General features: G+C 72.7%; 28 protein-coding genes. 16 read left to right on the top strand and 12 right to left on the bottom strand.

The window, feature by feature from the left end:
- The first annotated feature begins 17 nt into the window (after positions 1-17).
- The 7 genes from selD (at position 18) to ACYVIP_RS44220 (ending at position 4,496) form a co-directional block, all read left to right on the top strand.
- Positions 18-1,007 carry a selenide, water dikinase SelD gene (selD, locus tag ACYVIP_RS44250; protein ID WP_460407201.1) on the top strand — a complete coding sequence of 330 codons (990 nt, stop codon included), beginning with the start codon at positions 18-20 and terminating at the stop codon, positions 1,005-1,007.
- 112 nt (positions 1,008-1,119) lie between these two features.
- Positions 1,120-1,842, top strand: coding sequence for a hypothetical protein (locus tag ACYVIP_RS44245; protein ID WP_460407199.1), 723 nt, complete (start codon positions 1,120-1,122; stop codon positions 1,840-1,842).
- Positions 1,839-2,378 (top strand): MauE/DoxX family redox-associated membrane protein, encoded by a 540-nt coding sequence (locus tag ACYVIP_RS44240; protein ID WP_460407197.1) that lies wholly within the window; start codon positions 1,839-1,841, stop codon positions 2,376-2,378. The genes ACYVIP_RS44245 and ACYVIP_RS44240 overlap by 4 nt, the downstream gene beginning before the upstream one ends.
- A gap of 38 nt (positions 2,379-2,416) precedes the next feature.
- Entirely contained in the window at positions 2,417-2,854 is a 438-nt protein-coding gene (locus ACYVIP_RS44235) for a hypothetical protein (RefSeq protein WP_460407196.1), read from the top strand.
- Positions 2,851-3,783, top strand: coding sequence for a peptidoglycan-binding domain-containing protein (locus ACYVIP_RS44230; protein WP_460407194.1), 933 nt, complete (start codon positions 2,851-2,853; stop codon positions 3,781-3,783). Before ACYVIP_RS44235 ends, ACYVIP_RS44230 begins: the two co-directional genes overlap by 4 nt.
- Positions 3,780-3,920 carry a hypothetical protein gene (locus tag ACYVIP_RS44225; protein WP_460407192.1) on the top strand — a complete coding sequence of 47 codons (141 nt, stop codon included), beginning with the start codon at positions 3,780-3,782 and terminating at the stop codon, positions 3,918-3,920. Before ACYVIP_RS44230 ends, ACYVIP_RS44225 begins: the two co-directional genes overlap by 4 nt.
- 90 nt (positions 3,921-4,010) lie before the next feature.
- Positions 4,011-4,496, top strand: a complete 486-nt coding sequence (locus tag ACYVIP_RS44220) for a hypothetical protein (RefSeq protein ID WP_460407191.1) — start codon at positions 4,011-4,013, stop codon at positions 4,494-4,496.
- 78 nt (positions 4,497-4,574) lie between these two features.
- Here the strand turns inward: ACYVIP_RS44220 and ACYVIP_RS44215 are convergent, their stop codons facing one another.
- Positions 4,575-5,777: a hypothetical protein gene (locus ACYVIP_RS44215; protein WP_460407189.1), complete on the bottom strand. Its 1,203-nt coding sequence runs from the start codon at positions 5,775-5,777 to the stop codon at positions 4,575-4,577.
- Between the two features lie 10 nt (positions 5,778-5,787).
- Positions 5,788-7,293 carry an alkaline phosphatase D family protein gene (locus ACYVIP_RS44210; protein WP_460407188.1) on the bottom strand — a complete coding sequence of 502 codons (1,506 nt, stop codon included), beginning with the start codon at positions 7,291-7,293 and terminating at the stop codon, positions 5,788-5,790.
- Positions 7,294-7,406: 113 nt separating this feature from the next.
- On the opposite strand from ACYVIP_RS44210, the gene ACYVIP_RS44205 reads away from it, so the two are divergent.
- Positions 7,407-7,529, top strand: coding sequence for a hypothetical protein (locus ACYVIP_RS44205; protein ID WP_460407186.1), 123 nt, complete (start codon positions 7,407-7,409; stop codon positions 7,527-7,529).
- Between the two features lie 147 nt (positions 7,530-7,676).
- Positions 7,677-8,459, top strand: a complete 783-nt coding sequence (locus tag ACYVIP_RS44200; RefSeq protein ID WP_460407184.1) for a hypothetical protein — start codon at positions 7,677-7,679, stop codon at positions 8,457-8,459.
- 39 nt (positions 8,460-8,498) lie between these two features.
- Here ACYVIP_RS44200 and ACYVIP_RS44195 read toward each other — a convergent pair whose 3' ends face one another.
- The 3 genes from ACYVIP_RS44195 to ACYVIP_RS44185 are packed head-to-tail and all read right to left on the bottom strand — an operon-like array spanning position 8,499 to position 10,517.
- On the bottom strand, positions 8,499-8,939 hold the full coding sequence (locus ACYVIP_RS44195; protein WP_460407182.1) for a GbsR/MarR family transcriptional regulator: 441 nt from the start codon (positions 8,937-8,939) through the stop codon (positions 8,499-8,501).
- Complete coding sequence (locus ACYVIP_RS44190; protein WP_460407180.1) at positions 8,936-9,757, bottom strand: alpha/beta fold hydrolase; 822 nt, start codon at positions 9,755-9,757, stop codon at positions 8,936-8,938. The genes ACYVIP_RS44195 and ACYVIP_RS44190 overlap by 4 nt, the downstream gene beginning before the upstream one ends.
- Before the next feature lie 25 nt (positions 9,758-9,782).
- Entirely contained in the window at positions 9,783-10,517 is a 735-nt protein-coding gene (locus tag ACYVIP_RS44185) for a zf-HC2 domain-containing protein (RefSeq protein ID WP_460407178.1), read from the bottom strand.
- 68 nt (positions 10,518-10,585) lie between these two features.
- Here ACYVIP_RS44185 and ACYVIP_RS44180 point away from each other — a divergent pair, with 68 nt between their 5' ends.
- From ACYVIP_RS44180 to ACYVIP_RS44170, 3 genes are all read left to right on the top strand, one after another.
- The gene (locus ACYVIP_RS44180) at positions 10,586-11,155 is read left to right on the top strand and encodes a sigma-70 family RNA polymerase sigma factor (protein ID WP_460407176.1); all 570 of its coding nucleotides are present in this window, start codon (positions 10,586-10,588) and stop codon (positions 11,153-11,155) included.
- A gap of 161 nt (positions 11,156-11,316) precedes the next feature.
- Positions 11,317-11,859, top strand: coding sequence for a copper resistance CopC family protein (locus tag ACYVIP_RS44175; protein WP_460407174.1), 543 nt, complete (start codon positions 11,317-11,319; stop codon positions 11,857-11,859).
- 104 nt (positions 11,860-11,963) lie between these two features.
- Complete coding sequence (locus ACYVIP_RS44170; protein WP_460407173.1) at positions 11,964-12,974, top strand: ferric reductase-like transmembrane domain-containing protein; 1,011 nt, start codon at positions 11,964-11,966, stop codon at positions 12,972-12,974.
- 4 nt (positions 12,975-12,978) lie between these two features.
- Here ACYVIP_RS44170 and ACYVIP_RS44165 read toward each other — a convergent pair whose 3' ends face one another.
- The 5 genes from ACYVIP_RS44165 to ACYVIP_RS44145 are packed head-to-tail and all read right to left on the bottom strand — an operon-like array spanning position 12,979 to position 17,434.
- Positions 12,979-13,971: a GlxA family transcriptional regulator gene (locus ACYVIP_RS44165; RefSeq protein WP_460407170.1), complete on the bottom strand. Its 993-nt coding sequence runs from the start codon at positions 13,969-13,971 to the stop codon at positions 12,979-12,981.
- Positions 13,961-14,785 (bottom strand): ABC transporter ATP-binding protein, encoded by an 825-nt coding sequence (locus ACYVIP_RS44160; protein ID WP_460407168.1) that lies wholly within the window; start codon positions 14,783-14,785, stop codon positions 13,961-13,963. Before ACYVIP_RS44160 ends, ACYVIP_RS44165 begins: the two co-directional genes overlap by 11 nt.
- Entirely contained in the window at positions 14,782-15,840 is a 1,059-nt protein-coding gene (locus ACYVIP_RS44155) for a FecCD family ABC transporter permease (RefSeq protein WP_460407167.1), read from the bottom strand. Before ACYVIP_RS44155 ends, ACYVIP_RS44160 begins: the two co-directional genes overlap by 4 nt.
- Positions 15,837-16,820, bottom strand: a complete 984-nt coding sequence (locus ACYVIP_RS44150) for an ABC transporter substrate-binding protein (protein ID WP_460407165.1) — start codon at positions 16,818-16,820, stop codon at positions 15,837-15,839. The genes ACYVIP_RS44155 and ACYVIP_RS44150 overlap by 4 nt, the downstream gene beginning before the upstream one ends.
- Entirely contained in the window at positions 16,820-17,434 is a 615-nt protein-coding gene (locus ACYVIP_RS44145; RefSeq protein ID WP_460407164.1) for a DJ-1/PfpI family protein, read from the bottom strand. Before ACYVIP_RS44145 ends, ACYVIP_RS44150 begins: the two co-directional genes overlap by 1 nt.
- A gap of 318 nt (positions 17,435-17,752) precedes the next feature.
- Between ACYVIP_RS44145 and ACYVIP_RS44140 the strand changes: the two genes are divergently transcribed.
- Positions 17,753-18,607 carry a sigma-70 family RNA polymerase sigma factor gene (locus tag ACYVIP_RS44140; protein ID WP_460407162.1) on the top strand — a complete coding sequence of 285 codons (855 nt, stop codon included), beginning with the start codon at positions 17,753-17,755 and terminating at the stop codon, positions 18,605-18,607.
- Between the two features lie 15 nt (positions 18,608-18,622).
- On the opposite strand, the gene ACYVIP_RS44135 is transcribed toward ACYVIP_RS44140, so the two are convergent.
- Together ACYVIP_RS44135 and ACYVIP_RS44130 are read right to left on the bottom strand one after the other, a co-directional pair.
- Complete coding sequence (locus tag ACYVIP_RS44135; protein WP_460407160.1) at positions 18,623-19,288, bottom strand: ABC transporter ATP-binding protein; 666 nt, start codon at positions 19,286-19,288, stop codon at positions 18,623-18,625.
- Positions 19,285-20,364: an ABC transporter permease gene (locus ACYVIP_RS44130; protein WP_460407159.1), complete on the bottom strand. Its 1,080-nt coding sequence runs from the start codon at positions 20,362-20,364 to the stop codon at positions 19,285-19,287. Before ACYVIP_RS44130 ends, ACYVIP_RS44135 begins: the two co-directional genes overlap by 4 nt.
- Before the next feature lie 165 nt (positions 20,365-20,529).
- On the opposite strand from ACYVIP_RS44130, the gene ACYVIP_RS44125 reads away from it, so the two are divergent.
- The 3 genes from ACYVIP_RS44125 to ACYVIP_RS44115 all read left to right on the top strand — a co-directional run.
- The gene (locus tag ACYVIP_RS44125) at positions 20,530-21,741 is read left to right on the top strand and encodes a sensor histidine kinase (protein ID WP_460407157.1); all 1,212 of its coding nucleotides are present in this window, start codon (positions 20,530-20,532) and stop codon (positions 21,739-21,741) included.
- The gene (locus tag ACYVIP_RS44120) at positions 21,738-22,364 is read left to right on the top strand and encodes a response regulator (protein ID WP_460407155.1); all 627 of its coding nucleotides are present in this window, start codon (positions 21,738-21,740) and stop codon (positions 22,362-22,364) included. The genes ACYVIP_RS44125 and ACYVIP_RS44120 overlap by 4 nt, the downstream gene beginning before the upstream one ends.
- A 52-nt stretch (positions 22,365-22,416) precedes the next feature.
- Positions 22,417-23,278: hypothetical protein (locus tag ACYVIP_RS44115; RefSeq protein WP_460407153.1), on the top strand; the 862-nt coding region annotated here is incomplete at its 3' end.

The following is a 23,278-nucleotide window of genomic DNA, read 5'->3' as shown; positions in this document are numbered from 1 at the left end:
GCGAGAGGATCACCGACATGAGCGAGGAAGTCCGGCTGACCCAGTACGCGCACGGCGGCGGCTGTGCCTGCAAGATCCCGCCGGGGGAGCTGGAGCAGATCGTGCGCGGGCTGCGCCGCCCGCCGGCCGACGACCTGCTCGTCGGCCTGGACGACGGGGACGACGCGGCGGTGGTGCGCATCGACGGCGACCGCGCGATCGTGGCCACCACGGATTTCTTCCCGCCGGTCGTCGACGACGCCTACGACTGGGGACGCATCGCGGCGGCCAACGCGCTCTCGGACGTCTACGCCATGGGCGGGCGCCCGGTGGTCGCGCTGAACCTGCTCGGCTGGCCGAGGGAGGTACTGCCCTTCGAGCTGGCCGCCGAGGTGCTGCGCGGCGGCGCGGACGTGTGCGGCCAGGCCGGCTGCCACCTCGCCGGCGGGCACAGCGTGGATGACCCGGAGCCGAAGTACGGCCTCGCGGTCACCGGCCTCGCCCACCCGGATCGCCTGCTGCGCAACGACTCCGGGCGTGCCGGCCAGCCGCTGTCGCTGACCAAGCCGCTCGGCCTCGGTGTGCTCAACAACCGGCACAAGGCGACCGGCGAGCGGTTCGCGCACGCGATCGAGGTGATGACCACGCTCAACGCCGACGCCGCGACCGCCGCGCTGGCCGCCGGCATCACCTGCGCCACCGACGTGACCGGCTTCGGGCTGCTCGGCCACCTGCACAAGCTCGCCAGGGCCAGTGGGGTCACCGCCGTGCTCGACGCCGCCGCGGTGCCGTTCGTCGACGGCGCGCGGGCGGCGTTGCGCGCCGGCTACGTGCCGGGTGGCACGCGGCGCAACCTGGACTGGGTGCGCGACCACGCCGACCTCGACGCGATCGACGAGGACACCGCGCTGCTGCTCGCGGACGCGCAGACCTCCGGCGGCCTGCTGGTGGCCGGGGAGATTCCGGGCGCGCCGGTGGTCGGCGAACTCGTGTCACGAGTGGACGGACAGACGATCGTCGTGGCCTGACCGCATCAACGCGGTGCGGGAAACGGCGTATTTCACTCCGCCAGCCCTTGTAATATATTTACAATGCGTGCTGGATTCTTGTCAGTGAGTACCCAACCTCTCGGAGGGTCCCGTGCCGATCGCGACCGGCGAGACAACCACCGTGGTCCACCGGGCGCTGGACGGCAGACGGTACGAGCTGAGCGGCACGCTTGACCTCGGCCATCCCAGCACCTCCTCGGTGCGCGTCGCCGTGCGCGGCCGGACCCACGAGCTGGTCGCCGGCGTGAGCGGACTCGCCGAGGAGGTGGCCGGCGCGCTCGCGGTGTCCGGTTTCGACGAGGAACTGCGCTTCGCCGGCGGCACGCTGCTCATCGGGCGCACCAGCCGGGTCGAACCGGGATCGCGGATCACCGAGGACATCCTGCTCGCCGTGTGGCGCGGCCGGCGGCACTGCCTGATCAGCCACTTCTACGGCACGTCGACCGCGGCGGCGGTCGAGGCGCTGGACACGCTCGGCATCACCGAACACGACGACGGGATGGCCATCCGTCCGAAGGCCGACGCGGGCAGCGCCGTGCTCGCCCCGGCGTCGGTGGTCAAGGAGGTGCCGGCGCTCGGGCTGCTCGAGGTGACCGTGCCGACCGCGCCGCAGGCGACCCGCCTGCCCGACTGGAAGGGCGCGCGGACCCGGTCCGGTGAGCTGTTCACCGACCGACTGTCCAATGGGGACCCGTACTTCGTGCTCGCCGGCGCGGACACCTGGACCACCGTGCTCCCGCTCGCCGACACCGACCTCACCCGGGTGCCCGCGTTGGTCGACCAGCTCAGCACCCGCCTGCTCGACGACCGGTGAGCCAGCTGATGTTCCCGGTCAGCGTCGCGGCCTACGTCGTCCTGCTCGTACTGGTGATCGCCGTGGTGGAACGGGTGCGCGCCCCCCGCGCGCTGCCCGCCGCCCTGGCCGCCCACCGGGTCGTGCCGGCGCGCGCGATCCGCCCGGTCGCGCTCGCGGTGACCGTGCTGGAGGCCGGCCTCGCCGTGGCACTGCTCGCCGGACTCGTCCGCTCGGCCGGCCCGTCGCCGCTCGTGCTCGCCGGCGCGGCGGTGGTGTTCGCCGGCTACGGCGGCTACGCCTGGTACGTCACCGCGACCGGCCGAAGTGGACCGTGCGGCTGCGGCGGCGCGGACGTGCCGATGGGCCACTGGGTCACCGCCCGCGCGGCCGCACTCGCCGCCCTGGCGGCACTGCCCGCGTCCACCGCCGACACGATCATTCCACTGTCCCGAGTGGACCCCCCACTGATCGTGGTGCTGTTGGCCGCCAGCACGATCGGCCTCCTGCTCTGGCACCTACCCGCCGCCATGCGACTCCCGGAGGCAGCCACATGAGTTTCCAGAGTAGTGCGTTGATCGTTAGCTGGGTTGCCTTGCTGCTCCTGGCTTTCGTGGTGGCCGGCCTGGTCCGCCAGGTGCACGCGCTGCAGGCCGGCGCCGGGCTGCGCGCGGTCCCGGCCGGACCGCGCACCGGCGACCAGGCCGACCTAGGCCTGCTCGGCACGAAACCGCCCGCGGTCCTGCTGTTCCTGCGCTCGACCTGCCACACCTGTGTCGAGGCGTTGGCCGAGACCGTCGACGTGCTGGGGGACCGGCTGCCGGTGCTCGCGCTCTACGAAGGCGCGGCCGCCGAGGTGCCACCCGGGGTCACGGCGTTGCCCGACCAGAGCCACCAGTTCGCCACCTACGGCGCGCTCGCCACCCCGTTCGCGGTCCTGGTCGGTGCCGACGGCCGGATCACCGCCGCCGCCCCCGTCGGCTCCCGCACGGCCGTTCGACAGTTCCTCGCCCCGGTGATGGAGGTTCGGTGACCAGCGACCTGACAGTGGTGCCCCCGTTGCGCGGCGCCGACCCCGGGATGCCCGTCGAACCGAGGGCACGCACCAGAAAACCGCGCTGGGCAGGCTGGGCGCCGACCAGGCGCGCCGTGCTGCGCGCCGGCAGCGTGGTCGGCCTCACCGCGCTGGGCGGCGTGTTCCCCTCGGTGCGCCGCGCGGTCGCCGACGGCTACGACATCTACCCGAACTGCCCGTCCTACGCCGCCGACCACAACTGCTCACCTGGCTGCGGCCCGAGCACGATCTTCGCCGACGCCTGCCTGACCTCCGGCACCAACACCGGCTTCCACAAGGATGACCAGGTCACCTGGCGACTGCGGCCCAACGCGTGCCTGTCCGGCAGCTACGACGGCTGGATGTGGCGCTACGACCAGGCCTGCGGGGCGTGCAGCTGCCACATCGAACGCCGCTGCCACGACGGCTACCGCCGGACCGGCTCCGGCTGGGTCAACTCGATCTGCCGGTGGACCACCGAATGCGGCTGCCCGTCGAGCGCGAGCTGGCCGGCGGTGGCCAGCGGCGCGTCCGGCGCCACCGTGCGCACCATCCAGCATCTGCTCACCCACCACGGTTCCACCATCGAGGTGGACGGCGCCTACGGCCAGGCGACCACCCAGGCGGTGCGTGAGTTCCAGACCGCGCACGGGCTCTCGGTCACCGGTGGGGTCAACGCCGCGACCTGGCCGGCGCTGGTCGTCACCACCCGCCGCGGCGACAGCGGCACCCCCGTGCTGGCCACCCAGGTCGAGCTCAACCGCTACGGCTACCGGCTGGCCGAGGACGGCATCTTCGGCGACGGCACGCTGGCCGCGGCCACGGACTTCCAGCGCCAGAACCGGATCACCGCCGACGGCATCGTCGGCGCCACCACCTGGCGCACCCTCACCGGCGGGGCCACGTGACCCGGATCCTCAGCCATCCCCTGGCGGCGCTGGTGCTGGCGCCGGCCGCGGTCGCGCTGGCGCTGGCCGGGTGGGCGGTGGCCGGCTGGGCGGTGCTCGGCGGGCTGGCCGGCTACACCCTGTCCGGCTCCGTTTGAACGAGGAACAGCGCGTTCGCGCTGACCTCGCCAGGTTGGCGGGGACGGACCCGGCAGGGGGTCGCACTCCTGCTGTTCGACATCGGCCTGGTGCTGGGCGCGGTACTGAGCGCGCTCGTGCTGTGGGTGGTCTCCGGCCTGGCCGCGCCCGCGCCGGAGACGGCGCGGCACGCGGCCGTGGTCGCGCTGGCCGTCGCCGGCGTGCTGCGGGACGCGGGCGTGCTGCGGTTCCCGTTGCCGCAGAACGCCCGCCAGGTCCCGCAGGACGTGCTGACCACCAACGTGGCCAGGGGCTCGCTGCGGTTCGGCTTCGAGATGGGCACCGGGGTGCGCACCTACGTGTCGTCCACGGTCCCGTACGTGCTGGTGGCCGCCCTGGTGCTGACCGCGCCCGACCTCGCCACCGCGATCAGCACGGGCGCCGGCTTCGGCCTCGGCCGAGGGCTGACCCCGACCGCGCGCTATGCCAGCCGCGACGGCGAGTCCTGGGACGACACGCTGCACACGCACCTGACCGCCATCAAGCTCGTCGGCGGGTCGACGGTGACCATCACCCTGGCCATCCTCCTCTTCTGACCCCACACCACCGAGCCCTGAACCCGCGAGTCCAACGTTCCCGACCGTCGCCGTCGCGCGGGCGATCCGCTGTGCTGGCTACCAGGTCGAGTTGACCAGCCCGGTGCCGATCAGGACGTCGTCGAAGGTGTCGCCGTCGTTGTCGTCGGTGTAGGTCAGGGTGATGGCGCCGAACGGGTCGACCGCCAGCGCGGGCTGGGTCTGCCGCCCGGCGGTGACCGTGTTGGCGCGAATCCGGGCCTGGCGGCCGGTGGCCGTGCCGTCCGGGTTGAGCCCCTGGACGTGCACGTCCTCGCCCGCCGTCCAGTACGCGACCGCGTGCCGCTGGTCGCTCAGGCCGACCTGCGGGTCGGTGCCCGGCAGGAAGGCCTCCGCCGGGGCGGACCCGGTCGCGGTGAACGAGCGCACCGCGGTCTGGGCGGTGCCGAGGTGATCGGTCACCCAGCCGACCACGAAGTCGCCGTTGAAGTTCGCCGCGATCGTCACGTTCGACTGCTGCCCGCCGGTGGCCGCGTTGGCCAGCCGCTTGGCCAGCTTCACCGCGCCGCTGGGGGTGAAGCTCGCCAGGCCGACGTTGTAGTAGCCGTTGGCGTCGATGTCCTCGTCCCACACCACGATCGCGTTGCCCGGCGCGCCCATCGAGACGTCCGGGTGCCGGTTGGTGCCGCCGGCCGCGTGCACCCGGATCTCGTAGGTCTTCGCGGTGATCGACGCGAACCCGGACAGCCGGATCGTCGGCGCCGCACCGGTCTGCTCGTCCTCGAACACGACCGCGAACCCGGCACCGTCGGGGTCCACGGCGACCTCCGGGTTGACCTGCTGGCCGGCCGCGGTCCCGTTGGCCGTTGCCGAGCCGGTCTCCGTGCCGGCGGCGTCGAAGGTCTTCACCTTGATCTGGAAGACCCCGTTGCCGTCCTGGTCGTCGGCCCACACCACGACCACGCCGCCGCCGGACCGCAGCGCGACGTCGGGTTGCACGTGGCGCCAGTTCCCGGTGCCGCCCGGGGTGACCTTCTTCTCGAACAGCGAGCCGCCGTCGCGGTACAGGCGCAGGTACACCTCGCTGTGCAGGTTGTCGTCCGGGGCGGTGGCGTCCCGGTCGTCCTCCCACACGACGGCGGTGTAGCCGTCCCGGGAGGCGGCGACCGACGGGTTGTCCTGGTCGCCGGCGGTCGCGGTGTTGGCGGCGGCCCAGGTGAGCGTGCCGTCCGCGGTGGCGGCCGGGGCGTGCGCGACGAGCAGGCTCGCCGCCGCGAGCGCGGTCAGCAGTGTGCGTCTCATGGCGTCCCGTTCAGGGGTTCTGGAGACCGGGGGCGCCGGCCTGGATGAGGTAGCTCTTCGCGGTCTTGATCGGGTGGTCGCGCTCGCTGACCTTGTCGACCACCCGGAAGTCGACGGTCATCTGGGTCGGCCGGGTGACCGTGCGGACGTAGCCGCGCAGGTTCTTGTTGAACTTGACGTGCGGGTTCACGCTGGAGGTGCCGTCGTCGTTGGGGTTGCCGTCGCCGCCGGAGGTGATCGACGTGGTCACCAGCTCGGTGCCGATCACCTTGTCCTGGCTGGTGTAGTTGTTCATCAGGTTGGCCGCCCAGTGCCGGTGCACGTCCCCGGTCAGCACGACGGTGCTGGTGTTCCCGCTGGCCTGCCAGCTGTCCTGGATCCGCTTGCGGTTGGCGGTGTAGCCGTCCCAGGCGTCCATGCTCCTGGTGCCGCTGGCCGCGAGCCGCTGGGCGAAGAACACCTGCTGGCCGATCAGGTCCCAGGTGCCGAGGCGCTGGCCGAGACCGTCGAGCAGCCAGGACTCCTGCGTGCCGCCGGTGATCGTGCGGGCCGGGTCGTCGGCCTCCGGGCAGTCCTTGCTGCCGTCGCCGCAGGCCTGGTCCATCCGGTACTGGCGGGTGTCGAGCATGTGGAAGGTGGCCAGGCTGCCCCAGCGCAACCGCCGGTACAGCTGGAGGTTCTCGCCGGACGGCGCCTGCGCGGAGCGCAGCGGCATGTGCTCGTAGTAGGCCTGGTAGGCGGCGGCCCGCCGGGCGCGGAAGTCGCCGGGCGGGGTGTCGTTCTCCCGCACCAGGTTCGCGTAGTTGTTCTCGACCTCGTGGTCGTCCCAGATGACCAGCCAGGGCGCGACCTGGTGTGCCGCCTGCAGGTCGAGGTCGTTGCGGTACTGCGCGTGCCGTACCCGGTAGTCGGCCAGGCTGGTGATCTCCCTGGCCGGCAGGTGGGTGCGGACGTCGGCCGCGCCGCTCTCGTAGATGTAGTCGCCGAGGTGCAGGATCAGGTCCGGGTTCTCCTCGGCCATCCGCCGGTAGGCGGTGTAGTAGCCGGACGCGAAGTGCGCGCAGGAGGCGAACAGCATGGTGAGCGCCGGGCTGGTGCCGAGCGCCGGCGCGGTGCGGGTGCGGCCGACCTGGGAGATGTGGCCGTCGGTCCGGAAGCGGTACCAGTACACCCGGCCCGAGGGCAGCCCGGTGATCTCGACGTGCACGCTGTGCGCCGAGGCGCGGACCGCGGTGGTGGTGCCGGCGGCGACCACGGTGGCGAAGTACTCGTCGGTGGCGACCTGCCATTCGACGGCCACCGGGGCGTCCGGCATGCCGCCGAACCCGTCCAGTGCCAGCGGATTGGGTGCGAGTCGGGTCCAGAGCACGAACCCGTCGGCCGACGGTTCGCCGGAGGCGACCCCGAGGGCGAAGGGATAGGCCGACGCGGCGCCGCTGGCCGAGCGGAAGGTGATGAGTCCCGCCCCGGTTCCGGCGAGACCGCCCAGCAAGAACGTTCTTCTGCGCAGGGACATGTCAGTTGTTGTACGTCACCAGGTTGCGGATCAGCTATCCATCTGGTGAAAAACTGACAGATAGCCGACGAACAGCCGTAGCGGCGATGCGCCGTTGGAGGTAACGCCGGGGCGTGCTGGACCTGCTGTCGGAACCGCGCGCGGCCGGCACCACGGTCCTGGTGATCACCCACGACCGGGAGATCGCCGCGTCGCTGCCCCGTCAGGTCCGGCCGCGGGACGGTGCGGTGGTGTGACCAGGACCCGCCGGCGCGGCGTGGCGGGACAAACTCGCGGTTTTCCATGAATGCGACCGAATCCCACACGCGTTCATTTCCCAACAGAACAGCCAGCCAGGCCGGAATCCGCCGATTGACGGAGGCTGTTCGGGTAACATTGAGCGAATGTGGGACGGCGACCTGATCACGGTTCCCGGCTGGGACGAGTTGGCCGCGGCGTTCCTGTCGCAAGTGGCCAGGTGGGTGTTTGGCACCGGGGTCGTCAGCAACATCATCATCGTGCTGCTGAGTGTCATCATGATCAGCCGTGGAGGCCGCGAGCTGTACCGCAGTGTTCACGAAGCGCTCGGCAAGGCGCGGGGTCTGGCGGGTGTTGCGGCGAGGTTTGTGAGGCGGGTGACCGATACGGTCGGCACCACACTGCGGACCATGCCCCGAGTCATGGTGTTGTTCAATGTGAGCGTAACGGTATCGATCCTGTCGCTGAATGGGGTGTGGTTGATCGCCTCCTGGGGGATCAGCGCATCAATGACCAACCTGTGGAACGCCTACATCTGGTCGTCGTGGGAACTGCCGGGTGGCGTGCCGTGGCAATCGTTCACTGGCTTCTACACGCTCGTATGTGTCGCATTTCTGTTCGCGGCCTGGCTTTTCCCCAGTCGCGACAACAGGGACTCGCCCGCGATTCCGGTCGCGTTCGGGGCCGCGCTGGCCCCCGTGCTGCTGGCCGCGCCGTTGTTCGGCCTGCTGGTCCTGGGCACCCCGTTGAACTTGGCGTACTCGCTCCTGGTGTGGCTGCCACGCGGGTCAGCCGCATGGGAACAGTGGGACGGCCTGGGTGAGCTCTGGCTCTATATCGGCGCTGTCGTGGCCTACAGCGCGGCGACCGTCGCGGCCATGAAACTCGCCGCCCGTGGAGCAGGTCGTTGGCGGACGGCAAGCCGCTGAACCGTGGCCGGATCAGCGGACTCGACGAGTCGAGATGCGTCACGGCCGCGTGCGGTCGCGCAGGACGCGTTCGCCGGCGTCGACGTAGGTGGTGAACAGGGCGGTGACGTCGCGGAGGCGTTGGGTCGCGTCGGCGGTCTCCGTGAGCTGTTCGGCTGCCTGGAGGTTGCGGATGAACACGCGTGCCCGTTCGTGACTGGCGGCGAGGAGTTGTTCGAATCCGCCCGCGGCCTCCACGAGCAGGCGTCGACTGCCGGCCTGCGGGATGGTTCTGGCCAGTCCCCAGGAGACCAGTTCGCGGATCGCGGTGCTCACCGCGCCGGAGCTGAGCGACAGTTCGGCGCGGAGTCGGTCCGAGCTGGACGGGTCGCCGTGCAGCAGCAGGAATCCGTAGACCCGTCCGGTCGCGCGGGGGAGGCGCCAGGCGGCCAGCGTGTCGCCCATGTCGTTCACGAACTGCTGCTGGGCGGGCCCCATCATGACTCGGCCTGCCGGGGGGTTCGCCACTGATCGAGGAGGTGGCGCAGCGTGTGCGCGGTCGCGGTCGGCGCGTCCCAGGTGAGGAGGTGGCCGGCGTTCGGGATGACGTGCTCGGTGATGCCCTCCGCCGTCGCCCATCGGGGCATCGCGGTCGCGATGTTCCCGGTGCGGTCCTGTGCTCCCCGCACCAGGGCGAGTGGCACCGGGGTGCGGTAACCGGGATCCGGGTCGATGAACGAGACCGTGGCTCGCCAGACGTCCAGGAAGGCGCGTTTGGGCATGCGTGCGAAGGTCGCTTCCGTTCGGGCGATGGCGGGTGGGGAGACGGCCGACGCCCTGGCCATGAGGCCGGGGAGCACGCGTCGCGGGATCAACGCCAGCGCGGGTGCCGCGAGCCGCAGCGCGGAGCGCTCGAATCGGGACAGCGGCCCGGTGTTCCAGGTCGAGTCCAGCACGATCAGGCCGGTCGCTCGGCCGGGGTGCGCGCGGACGAACGCCTGCGCGAGGTTGCCGCCGAGCGAATGACCCACGAGCGCGACCTGGTCGACGCGGCACTCGTCCAGCAGCGCCGCGAGGTCGGCCAGCGCGTCGGGCGCGGTGAACCGCGTCCCTGGCGTGAGGGTCGACTCCCCATGGCCGCGTAGGTCCCAGGTGAGCACGCGGTAGCCGCTGTCGGCCAGCGCGTCGACCTGCGTGTCGAACATGGTGTGGTCCAGGCCCGCCCCGTGGATGAACACCACCGCGGGCCCGTCGGCGGCCGTGGTCGCGAACGCGATCTCGGCGGTCGGCCGCGCCAGCCTGCGATCTAGTTTCACCATTCTCTGAATATAGCGGGTGTCGTTGCTAGGCCGCCCGGTGGCGGCCGGCGGGGCGCAGGGGCGGGCGGCCGGGGCGGCGGCTGCCGAGCTTGGGGTCGGCCGGCGGCTCGGCGGGTGGCTGGTGGTCGTCGACGCGGTCGTCGCCGGTGTCGGCCGGGCGGGAGCCGTCGGGGCGGCGGTTGACCAGGATGAGCAGCAGCAGGCCGGCGACCAGCAGGCCGTGCCCGGCGACCCGGGTGACCGGGGCGGTGCCGGTGACCAGGTCGTGGGTGGAGTAGGCGAGCAGCACCAGCACGAAGCCGCCGAGGACCGGGATCAGGCCGGAGGTGGCGCGGGGGCGGAAGGCGGCCCAGAACAGTCCGATGCCCAGCGCGAGGTTCCAGGCGGTGCCCTCGTTGAACAGGTGGCTGGCCACCGGGACGGCGTCGTGCCGGGCGTGGGCGGCGGTCGCGCCGACGCCGAACAGTTGGGACAGCGCGAGGCTGATCTGCGCGACGCCGACACCGCCGAGGGCCAGGCGCGGCGACCAGCCGCGGGTGTCGACCAGTACGGGGGCGTCGTCGAGGATCGCCTGGCTCAGGTCGGGGACCGGCGCGGCCGCGCGGACCCGCAGGGAGCGGGACAGGTCGATCGCGCGGTCGTACCACTGCTGGCAGTCCGCGCAGTCGCGGAGGTGCTCGTCGGTCGAGGTCGCGGGCACCGGCTCGTCCTCGCCGTCGATCCGGGCCGACAGCGCTTCCCGGCAGTTAGCACACTCCATAGTTCATTCTGTCGTGGCGCGGAACGGGATAGTTCCCCGCCGTCCTCGTTCGGTTAGGCTGCGAATTTGTGACCCCGCGCGATGACGACGAGCTGACCGCGTTGGCCCTGTCGGCCGGCCGAGGTGACCGGTCCGCGGTGGAGCGGTTCGTCCGTGGCAGCCAACGCGACGTCTGGCGGCTGGTGGCCCACCTGGCCGGCGTCGCCCAGGCCGACGACCTCACGCAGGAGACCTACCTGCGGGCGTTACCCAGCCTGCCCCGGTTCGCCGGCCGGTCCTCGGCGCGGACCTGGCTGTTGTCCATCGCCCGCCGGGCCGTGGTGGACCACATCCGCACGGCCACCTCCCGGCCGCGCACCAATGGCGCGGTGGACTGGACCGAGGTGTCCGACCGGCAGCGCGCCGCCGCCCACGGTGACGCAGCGGGCTTCGAGGACCTGGTCGAGGTGCGCGTGCTGCTCGACGGCCTTGACCAGGACCGCCGGGAGGCCCTGGTGCTGACCCAGGTGCTCGGGCTGTCCTACGCCGAGGCCGCCGAGGTCTGCCACGTGCCGATCGGCACCATCCGCTCGCGGGTCGCCCGCGCCCGCGAGGACCTGCTGACCGCCGACGCCACCCGCCGCGAAGGCACCGCCTGACCCCGCTGACCACCGCAGCGAAGGGCTCCTTCGCTGCGCTGGACGCAGCGATGGGCTCCTTCGCTGCGCTGGACGCAGTGATGGGCTCCTTCGCTGCGCTGGTCACCGTTTGCTACCTAGGTAGGTTGATCATGAAGCGTCTTGTCGTTGTTGTCGCTACCGTGTTTCTGGCCATGGTCGGCATGGCGTCGGTTGCCGCCGCGCATACCGAGTTGACCGGCAGCGACCCCGCCGAGGGCGCGCGGGTCGCGACCGCGCCGAGCCAGCTCACGTTGACCTTCACCGAACCCGTCGACCCCACCAAGGCCACCGTCAGGGTCACCGCGAACGACGGCACCGCCTGGCAGGTCGGCACCATCACGGCCACCGACGCCACCCTGACCGTCCCGGTCACCCCCGCCGGTCCCGCCGGCCCGTACGCCATCGACTACCGGATCATCTCCGCCGACGGCGACCCGGTCACCGGCGCCGTGCGGTTCACCCTCACCGCACCGGTCCCGGCGGCGACCACGACCCCGCCGCCAACCACCACGGAGACCGAGTCCAGCGCCGCCGCTGCCCCCGAACAGGCCGCCGCCGACGCGGCCGAGCCGACCGAGGGCGGCGTGCCGGCCTGGGTGTGGCTGGCCATCGGGGTCGTCGTCCTCGCCGCGATCGCGACCGGGGTGGCGCGCAACCGAAACCGACGGAACACCACCACCTGAGTTCCCCCGCGATCTCGGGAACCAGACCCGGGTGTCAGCCGACTCCTTGTTGACGGTGACGTGTCCACCGGACGACAACAGGTTGGATGACTGCGGAGGTGTAGATGGTCTCCACGGAGTCGAGGGTCGAGGAAGACCGCCGCCGACCCGGGTTGCGCGCCGACCTGCGCGCGGCCGGCCCGGACGCGTTGGCCGCGCTGGTGATCACCGTGGCGATCTTCGTGTGGCTCTACCTGCGGGTGCGCGCGGGCACCTCGGCGACCGTCGCCGTCATGCCCTTTCTTGCGGACGCGAACGCCTACTGGATGTACTGGCTGTGCCAGGCGTTCGGCTGGTCGGCGCTGCTGTGGGCGTGGTTGACGACCATGCTCGGCCTGGTCCGTTCCTCGACGCGGCCGGGGTGGCTCCGGTTGTCCCCGGCGCGGATCGAGCGGTGGCATCGGACCACCAGCCTGACCACTATTGGTCTGATGTTTGCGCACGCGTTCCTGTTCTTCGCCGAGCTGGTGCGGGCCAACGACTACGACCTCGGCGTGCCGGGGCGGGTGGGCAGCGCGTTCGTCGAGACGTTCGTGCCCGGCGGGTACCCGTCCGGCACCGGCGTGGTGGCGATCCTGCTGGGACTCATCGCCTTCTACCTGGCCATCCCGCTCGGCCTCGCCTACTACCTGCGACACCGGACCGGCGCGCGGATCTGGCGTGCCCTGCACCGGTTCGTCATCGTGGTCTACGTGCTCAGTGTCTGGCACACCCTGTTGTACGGCACCAATGTCTGGTTCGACGGCTGGCCGCGCACCACGCTGTGGCTGCTGCAGCTCCCGGTCGCCGCTCTGCTGCTCGCCCGCCTGCTCGCACCCGCCCGGCCGGCCGAACGGTTCCGCCGCGCCGCGAGCCTGCTGGTGGCCGGGCGCCGGGTAATCGCGGTGCTCGCGGTCGCGGTTACCGCCGCGGCGGTCCTGGTGGTCGCGCTGTCCGGTGTGGACGGTGGCCGGACACCGGGAGCCGACGGCGCGCCGCTCAACGTGCACCAGTGGATGCTCTGGCTGGGCCTGGCGGTGTTGCTGGCCGCGGTGGCGGTCGCGCTGGCGGTGGTCCGCCGCGCCGGTCGCCGGTAGGTCATCAGTCCTCAGTGGACTGATGGAAGCCGTGCCGGTAGCGCTGCGGGCTGGTCTGCAGCTCCCTGGCGAAGTGCGCGCGCAGCGCGTTGGTCGAGCCGTACCCGCTGCGTTCGGCGACCAGCGGCACGGGCAGGTCGGTGGTCTCCAACAGCCGCCGGGCCAGCAGCAGTCGGTGGTGGTGCAGCCAGCGTTGCGGGCTGACGCCGAGCTGGTCGTGGAATCGGCGGGTCAGCGTGCGGGTGCTCAACGACGCGTGCCTGGCCATGTCGGCGAGGGTGAGCGGCAGCGCGGCGTTGGCCTGGATCCAGGTCAGCGTCGCAGACAGTGACCCAGACAGTGACCCGTGCTCGGCGACGGTGACCGGCGCGGGGTCGGTGATGAACTGCGCCTGGCTGCCCTCGCGGATGGGCGCCATCACCACCGCGCGCGCGGCCGTGGCGGCCACGGCCGCGCCGTGGTCGCGGGCGACCAGGTGCAGGCACAGGTCCAGCCCGGCGGCCACCCCGGCCGAGGTGAAGATCCGCCCGTCGCCGGTGAACAGCGCCTTGGCGTCCACGCGGACGTCCGGGTACCGGCCGGCCAGCTCCCGCGCCGCGGCCCAGTGGGTGGTGGCGCGCCTGCCGGCCAGCAACCCCGCCTCGGCGAGCACGAACGCCCCGGTGCAGATGGACACCACGCGCGCGCCCCGGTCCTCGGCCGCGCGCAGGGCGTCGAGCAGCTCGTCCGGCACGCGGTACGGGGCGGCCAGGCCGGGCACGAGCAGCGTGTCCGCGTCCGCCGCGGCGGTCAGGTCGTGGGGCACCTGGATGTCGAAGTAGCTGATGCCACCCGCCGTCGCGCCGACCGCCGGCCTCGGCCCGCACACCATGACCTCGTAGGGATAGCCGCCGTCGGCCAGCCGCGTGGTGCCGAAGACCTGGCACGGGATCGACAGGTCGAACCCGACGACCCCCGCCGGCGCGAGCACCGCGACCACGTGCCGCTCAGTCGGCATCGGCGTTCACCACCCGTCGATGGACACAGCTCCAGTGGCAGGGCAGCGCGGGACACACGCAGCGCGGCCGCAGCGCGATGCTCGGCCGCCCCTCGAAGTCCACTGTGGACTCGACGCCGAACACCTCGAGCAGCGCCCGCTCGGTCAGCACCTCCGCCGGTGCGCCGGCGCCGACCACGCGCCCGCCGTCGAGCATGACGACGGTGTCGGCGTAGGTGGCCGCGATGTCCAGGCCGTGCAGTGCCGCGATGACCGTGACTCCCAGGCCGCGCACCAGTTCCAGGAACTCCAGCTGGTGGCGGATGTCGAGGTGGTTGGTCGGCTCGTCGAGCACCAACAGCCGTGGTCGCTGGGCAAGGGCGCGCGCCAGCAGGACCCGTTGGCGTTCACCGCCGGACAGCTCGGCCAGCCGCCGGTTGGCGAACCGCCGCAGCTCGGTGCGGGTCAGCACGTCCTCGACGATGTCGTGGTCGGTCGCGGTCAGCCGGTCGAAGGCCGCCAGGTGCGGGGTTCGGCCCTGGGCAACGGTTTCGGCGACGGTGAACTCGAACCCGGAATGCTGCTCCTGCAACAGCACCCCGGTGTGCCGGGCGGCGTCGCGTGCGGACAGTCGCCAGATGTCCTTGCCGTCGAGCAGGATCCGGCCGTGGTCGGGACGCCGGGCGCGGAAGACGGTGCGCAGCAGACTGGACTTCCCGCTCCCGTTCGGCCCGACCACGACACCGAACTCACCCTCGCCAACACCAAGGGAAACCTCGTGCAGCACCCGCGTGCCGCCGAGGGACAGGCTCACCCGCTCGACCGTCAGCGTCATGACCCGGCCTCCAGGTGATGCCCGCGCCCGCGCATGACGAGCAGGAACAGTGGCACGCCGAGAAACGCGGTGACCACCCCGATCGGCAGCTCGGCCGGCGCGATCACCATCCTGGCCAGCACATCCGCCCAGGTGAGGAAGATCGCGCCCAACAGGACGGTCACCGGCAGCGCGCGGCGGTGGTCCGCGCCGACCACCATCCGCGCCAGATGCCCGATGATCAGCCCGACGAACCCGATGCCGCCGGAGACCGCGACCACCGTGCCGGTCAGCAGCGTGGTCAGCACCAGCAACTGCCAGCGCAGCCGGGCGGCGTGGATGCCGAGCGCGGCGCACGCGTCGTCGCCGAGCACCAGCACGTTCACCCGCCGCGCCAACACCAGGAGCACCAGGATCGCGGCGGCCACCACGACCGAGGGAATCGGCAGGGTGTGCCACTGGGTGCCGGACAGCCCGCCGAGCAGCCAGAAGATGATCTGCTGCTGGGCGGCGGAGTTGTTGGTCTGGGCCAACAGGAACGAGGTCACCCCGCTGAACAGGTGGGCGCAGGCGACCCCGACGAGCACCAGCCGTAGCGGATGCAGCCGGCCACGCTGGCGGGCGAGCACCAGCACCAGGGCCATCGCCCCGGCGGCGCCGAGGAAGGCCGCCGCGGGCACGGTGAACACCCCGAGCAGCGCGGTCGACGAGGTCAGCACCAGCACCGCGCCCACCGAGGCGCCCGAGGACAGGCCGAGCAGGTGCGGGTCGGCCACCGGGTTGCGCACCACGCTCTGCACCACCGCGCCCGCCAGCGCCAGCCCGGCGCCGACCACCACGGCCAACAGCACCCGGGGGAACCGGAACTGCCACACCACCAGGTCGGCGGTGGACTCGGTGCCGGTGCCGCCGGTCAGGCGGTTGGCCAGGATGTCGGTCACCTCGGCGACCGGCACGCCCACCGGCCCGATCCCGGTCGCCACCAGCACGGTCACCACCAGCCCACCGGCCAGCGCGCCGAGCACCGCGAGATAGCCGCGCGTGGGCCGCCGGACCGGTCGCTGGATGACGGTCACGTGTTCTCCGGCCACAGCTCCGCGGCGAACCGCTCGAGGCCGTCGACGTTGAGCGGGGTCGGCATGCCGACCAGGTACTGCGAGGTCGCCAGGATCCGGCCCCGCTCGACGGCGGTGGTCGAGGCCAGCAGCGGGTTGTTCCGGATGCTGTCGACCAGTTCCCGGCCGGTGGTCCTGGCGAAGCTGAAGTCGGTGACCACCCAGATCACCTCCGGGTCCAGCTCGGCCACCTTCTCCGGGGACACGTCCGCGTGCATGGCGGTGACGTCGGCGAAGATGTTGTCGCCGCCGGCCAGCTCGATGACGGCGTTGCTGATGGTGCCACCGCCGAGGGCCTTGACCGGCTGTCCGGCCACCGGGTTGTCGGCCAACGCCAGTACCCGCGGCCGGGGACCGTCGCCGGCCAGGTCGGCCACCGCCTCGGTCCGCGCCCGCAGCTCGGCGATGAGCGTGTCGGCCCGGTCGCTGACCCCGAAGACCGTGCCCAGCGTGGTGAGGAACTCGTAGGTCGCGGTCAGGTCGCTCATCACCGGCCCGGCCGGCAGGCAGGCCGCGATCCCGTTGGCGCCCATGGTCGCCAGGTCGGCGTCCCGCGGACTGCCCGGTGGGCCACCGAAACCGGGGAACCCGGTGATCACCGCGTCCGGCCGGGTGGCGGCGATCGTCTCGGTGACCGGGACGGTGTCGGCCGACAGCACCGGAACCTTCGCCAGGTCACCGCGTAGTGGCTCCGGCTCGGCGGTGAGCGGTCCGGTGAACCCGATGCCGACGAGCCGGTCGGTCAGGCCGAGGTGGGCCATCGCCTGGGCGGCCCAGCCGTCGATGGCGACCACCCGGCGCGGCGGCTCGGCGAAGGCGACGTCGTCGCCCTGGCAGTCCTGGACGGTGATCGCGGCGCCGCCGGTGGTCGCCGCCGGCGGCGGGGCGCCACAGCCGCTCACCCCGACCGCCAGGACGACGACCGCGAGCAGGCGACGCATCACCGGTCGTCCTTCGGCTCACGCCAGACGGTGCCGCGGCGCTCGTACTCCAGCACCTGCTCCACCGCGGTCGCCGCGGCGGCGCCGGCGAACCGCTCGACCAGCCACAGCGCCAGATCCAGCCCGGAGGTGACGCCGCCGGCCGAGACCAGGTCGCCGTCGTCGACGACTCTGGCGGCCACGTGCCGACCACCCCCCGACGCCAGTTCGGCGAGCGCGCGGTGGTGGGTGGTGCACGGCCGCCCGCGCAGCAGACCGGCCGCGGCCAGCAGCACCGCGCCGGTGCACACGGAGGCGAACACCAGACCCGGCCGGGCCGCGGCCCTGAGCGCGGCCGGCAGCTCACCGGCGCGCAGCTCCGCGCCCACCCCGGAGTCGGCGGTCGCGAAGCCGCCGCCGGGCACCAACAGCACGTCGGCCGCCGCCGGCGACCACGGGGCCGAGGTGCCCAGCCGCAGGCCGCCCCTGGTGGTCACCTCGGCGCGGTCGGCCAGCGCCACGAGGTTCACCGAGATGGTCGTGCCAAGGCGGCCGGCCACGGTCAGCACCTCGAAGGGGGCCACCGCGTCGAGGTCGTCGACACCGTCGAAGACCACCACATCCACTCGCGTCATGCTGTCGATCCTCACCACGGGAGGCCACCGGCGGGAGTGGCCGGCGGGCCAACCTCCACCCGGTTCTCGCCACGCTGGTTGGCGTGCCCGTCCGCACCAGAAGTCGTCGCGGGGATCGCCGAAGTTCCCACGGCTCACCAGGACCGGCGATGTTCACCACGGGATGGTCCGGGAGTCCGGCCAGAGGAAGACGCCGGTGGGGCCCTCGGCCGGGATCGTCGCGAGCAGGATCGGAACGATCGCACCGTCGGCCATGGTCACATCGGCGCGGTCTCGCGGGTCAGTGTGTTGACACGCGGCGACGAGCGGAGGTGACCGGTGAGCGACGAGGAGTTTCTCGCGGCGCGGTTCGAGGAGCACCGGCCGCGGCTGCGCGCGGTGGCGACCAGGGTCCTCGGCTCGGCGGCCGAGGGGGACGACGCGGTGCAGGAGGCGTGGTTGCGGCTCAGCCGCGCCGATCCCGCCGAGGTGGCCAACCTCGGCGGCTGGCTCACCACGGTGGTGGCGCGGGTGGCGCTGAACATGCTGCGCTCGCGCGGCCGGCTGGAACCCCGGACCGCCGTCGACCACACCGCCGAGGAGACCGACCCGGCCGGCCAGGCCGAACTGGCCGACTCGGTCGGCCTGGCACTGCTGGTCGTGCTGGACACGCTCAGTCCGGCCGAGCGGCTGGCGTTCGTGCTGCACGACCTGTTCGCGGTGCCGTTCGAGGAGATCGCGCCGATCGTGGACCGCACCGCGACCGCCACCCGCAAGCTCGCCAGCCGCGCCCGCCAGCGGGTGCGCGGCGCCACGCCGGGCGGCGCCGACCTGGCGCGCCGCCGCGAACTCGTCGCGGCCTTCCTGGCCGCCTCCCGCGACGGCGACTTCGACGCGCTGCTCGCCTTGCTGGACCCCGATGTCGTGCTGCGCCCGGACGCGGCGGCGGTGGCGTTCGGCGCCCGCTCGGCCGCCGGCGCGCGGGCGGTGGCCGGCAACTTCACCCGTCGCGCCAGGGCCGCCCACCTGGCCGTGGTCGACGGCGTGCCCGGGCTGGCGTGGATCAGGGACGGCGTGCCCCGCGTGGTGTTCGCCATGACCATCACCGCCGGGCGGGTCAGCGCGATTGACATGCTCGCCGACCCCGACCACCTCGCCCGGCTCGACCTCGAAACCCAGCACAGCCCTGAATGAGACTGCGCGACCCGGTCACCGCAGCCGGCCGTCGTGAATCCTCGCGACCTGGTCGACGGCGGTCAGGTGCGTGTGGTCGTGGGTGACCAGGACGGTGGCGGTGGCCCGCTGGTGGGTGAGGCGGGTGAGCACGTCGACGATGGCCGCCCCGCGATCGTGGTCCAGGGCGCTGGTCGGCTCGTCGACCAGCAGCACGGTCGGGTTGTTCATCAGCGCGCGGACGATGTTCACCCGCTGGCGCTCGCCGCCGGAGAGCTGGTGGGGACGCCGGCCCGCCCTGGTCGCCAGCCCGACGGAGTCGAGCAGCTCCACCGCCCGGCCCCTGGCCCGGCCGGGGGACCGGCCGTCGAGTTTGGCCATCACCTGGAGCTGTTCGGCGGCCGTGAGCGAGGGCAGCAGGTTGGGCTGCTGGAAGACGATGCCGATCCGGTCGCGGCGCAGGTCGGTGAGCTCGCTCCTGGTCAGGCCGGTGGTCGCGGTGCCGTCGATGGTGACGGTGCCGGTGTCCGGGGTGATCAGGGTCGCGGCCACCGCCAGCAGGCTGGACTTCCCGGAACCGGATGGGCCGACCACCGCGGTCAGGCTGCCCGCGGGGACCTCCAGGGTGACCCGGTCGATGGCGGTCAGCCGGGCGTCGCCGTCGGGGTAGGTCAGGGTGACGTCGGCCAGAGTCAGGCTCATCGGGCGCTCCCCAGGGCGGTCAGTGGGTCGACGGCGGTGATGCGGCGCACCGACAGGGCCGCCCCGAGCGCGCCGAGTGCGATCATCACCGCGGCCGGGCCGAGCACGGTCGCGGGCGTCAGCAGGAACGGCACCGCCGTGCCGGCGAGCACCGCGCCCAGCCCGGCGGCCAGCCCGGCGCCGATCAGGGTGCCGCCGGTGAGCAGGACGACGGCCTGGCCGATGGCGTCGCGCAACAGCGCGCCGGTGGTGGCGCCGAGTGCCTTGAGGACCGCGATGTCGCCGCTGCGCTGGATCGTCCACACGGTGAAGAAGGCGCCGATGACCAACGCGGAGATGGCGAACAGGAAGCCGCGCATCAGCTGTAGTGAGCCGTTCTCCGAACTGTAGGACCCGATCGCGGACAGCGAGTCCGCGGTCGGCACCGTCCGGGTACCGGCGGCCCGGTCGGCGGCTGACAGGTCGGTGCCGGCGGCGGCGCGCACGGCGATCACGGTCGCGGTCTGGCCCTCGGCCGGCGGCGCGGCGCGCTGCCAGACACCGAGGCTGGTCCAGACGACCGGGGTGTGGCTGAAGGAGGCGTCGCCGGCCACGGCGGCCACCGTCAGCCGCTGTCCGGCCAGCGTCACCTCGTCGCCCGGCCCGATGCCTAGGTCGGCGCCGGCCGTGGTGGACAGCACCACCGCGTCATCGGTCAGCCGGTCGCCCGCGGGCGCGAGCACGGACCCCGGCCGGACGCCGAAGGCCGACACCCCGAGGGTGCGGTCGCCGGCGGCGGCCCTGGTGGTGGTGATGCCGAGCGGCTCCGCGGCGGCGACCCCGGGTGCCTCGGCCAACCGCCGCCACTGCGCCGCGGTCACCGTGGAGTCGGTGTAGGACAGCTCCTGCCCGCCGCCGGGCGCGGCGAAGGCGATCCGGTCGGCCGGCAGGTCGGTGATCGCGGAGATGTTCTGCTGGCCGAGCCCGGCGGTCAGCCCGGACAGCAGGCCGACCAGCAGTGTGATCAACACGACGACGCCGCCCATCATGGCGAAGCGCCCCTTGGCGAACTTCAGGTCTCTCCAGGCGACGAACACGACCAGTCCTTTCCGGCGGGGCGATCGGTCTGCCACCACGATCGCCGCCTGCCCGTCCCCGGGCAGCCGGCCAAGGACCGAACCTCGCCGGCCGGAAGGCGGCACGCCGTCGCTACCTTTCGACAGAGGCGGCCAAGTGGCGGTCTCCGTAGCCTTGACAGCACCGTGAACACCGCAGCTCCCGTTCTGACCCCGACCAGCCGGACCCTGGCCTGGTGCCTGCACCTGCTGGTCGTCGGCCTGCTCGCGCTGGCCGCCGGGCGGGCCGTCATCGATGGCCAGCCGGCTGACGAGCCGGCCGCTTGGCTGGTCGTCGCCGCGGCGGTGGCCTGCGCGCTGGTGTACGCGGTCGGGCCGCTGTTGCCCGGTGTCCGCGGCTCCCGAGTGGCCGCCGCCTGGTGGCTGACCGCCGTCGGCGCGGGCTGGCTGGTGCTGATCACGCTGACCGCGGACGGGGTCTGGGTCGCCTTCCCGCTGTACTTCCTGCAACTGCACCTGCTGTCCCGCCGCGCCGGGCTGGTCGCCGTGGCGCTGACCGCGGCCGCCGCGATCGTGGCCTTCGCCGCCCACCACGGCTCGGCCAGCGTGGCCGTCGCGATCGGCCCGGCGCTCGGCGCGGCCGTCGCGGTGGCCGTGGTCTGGGGTTATCAGGCCCTGTACCGGGAAAGCGAGCGACGCCGGCGGCTGATCGAGGAGCTCACCGCCACCCGCGCCGACCTGGCCGACGCCCAGCACACCGCCGGCGTGCTCGCCGAACGCGAACGGCTGGCCCGCGAGATCCACGACACCCTCGCCCAGGGGCTGTCCAGCATCCAGCTGCTGCTGAGCGCGGCCGACCGGGCGTTGCCGGCGACCGCGATGCCCGCCGCCGGCTACGTGCACCAGGCCCGCCAGGCCGCGGCCGACAACCTCGCCGAGGCCCGCCGGTTCGTGGCCGCGCTCAGCCCGCCCGCCCTGGACGGCACCACGCTGGCCGGCGCGCTGGCGCGGCTGTGCGCCACCACCAGCACCCGGCATCCGATCACCGCGCGCTTCCACGTCACCGGCGACCCGGTACCGCTGCCGGCCGCGCACGAGGTGGTCCTGGTCCGCGTCGCCCAGGCGGCCCTGGCCAACACCGTCCGCCACGCGGCGGCCACCACCGCCGAGGTCACCCTCAGCTACCTCGGGGACCACGTCGCCGTCGACGTCATCGACGACGGCGTCGGCTTCGATCCCGACCGGTTGCCCGACCCCGACCCGGAACGCGGCGGCTTCGGCCTGGCCGCCATGCGCGCCCGCACGCACGCGCTCGGCGGCACCCTCACCATCGAGGCCGCCCCCGGCCACGGCACCGCCCTGGCCGCCCAACTGCCGCTGGCGGTGTCGCCCCGATGACCATCCGCCTGCTGCTGGCCGACGACCACCCGGTGGTGCGCGCCGGTCTGCGTGCCGTGCTGGAATCCGAACCCGGGCTGGTCGTGGTCGCCGAGGCGGCCACCGCCGATGCCGCGGTCGCCCGCGCCGCCGAGGGCGACATCGACGTCGTGCTGATGGACCTGCGGTTCGGCGCCGGCATGACCGGCGCCCAGGCCACCGCCGCGATCACCGCCCGCCCCGGCGGGCCGCGCGTGCTGGTGGTGACCACCTACGACACCGACGCCGACACGCTGCCCGCGATCGCCGCGGGCGCCACCGGCTACCTGCTCAAGGACGCGCCGCCCGAGGACCTGGCCGCCGCGGTGCGTACCGCCGCCGCCGGGCACACCACCCTGGCGCCGACGGTCGCCGACCGGCTGCTGAACCGGCTGCGCACCCCGGACACCACCGTGACCCGACGCGAGATCGAAGTGCTCACCCTGGTCGCCGACGGCCTGTCCAATCGGGCGATCGCCCGCCGGTTGCACCTCACCGAAGGCACCGTCAAATCCCACCTGGCGCGGATTTACACCAAACTGGATGTCGACTCCCGCACCGCCGCGGTCGCCGCGGCAACCGACCTCGGACTTATCCGTCGTTGACCGGTGGCCTATCGTCGCCGAGTGACCGGTGGCGACTGGGGAGTTGCGTGACATGAGCTGGTTCAAAGCGAAGCGGAAATCCGCGCCCGGCCCGGCGGCCGACGAGCCGACTTTCGTGTCCAAGGAAACTCACCCCAACGGGGCCGTGTACGAAACGTACCTGGCGCAGGACGCGGTGGCCGCGAAGGCGTTCCTGCTGGCCAAGAAGGTCGACCAAGATCTTTATTACATCGTGGTCGAAACGCCGCAGGGAAACTGGGGGACCGACGTCGAAGGGCTCTACCTGGAGAATCTCCTGCCGTGGCAGCTCAACACCAGCGACGCGGATTGTGTCGGCAACATCAATTCGGTGACCAACACCTTCGGTCTGCTGATGGCGGCGAGCGAGAAAATCGACAACTTCGTCGCCGAGATCAGGTGCGGGCGGTGCGCCCACCGGTGGCATGACGGGCTGCGCTACCAGAACCGGACGCTGGTGCGGTGCCCACACTGCAAGACCGGCAACAACGTGGACTCCTCCGGGGTCGTGGTCAGCCACCAGCCGGACCGGCAGACGACGGTGATCATGAGCTCGCACACCGTCTCGGACGCCAGCTGGGTCGAGGCGGGCGACGACGGTGAGCGGGACGCGGTGCTGGCCGGGGTCGACCAGGCGGTCACCGTGGCCAGCACGGCGGTGACCGGCTCACCGCCGGGGCATCCGCACCGCCCCGGCCGGCTGTTCCACCTGGGCAGCGCGCTGGAGGAACGGTTCGACCGCGCGGGCGACGGCGCCGACCTGGACGCGGCGATCACCGCGTTCGTCGAGTCCGCGAACGCCACCCGGCCGGCCGACGCCGAACGGGTGGTGCGGCTGGCCGCGGTCGGCCGCACGCTCACCGCCAGGTTCGAGCTCGCCGGCCGGCCCGCCGACC

The organism is Actinophytocola sediminis (genome assembly GCF_054779715.1).
Note: the sequence above shows the minus strand (reverse complement) of the source record. Positions and strands in the feature narration are given on the sequence as shown.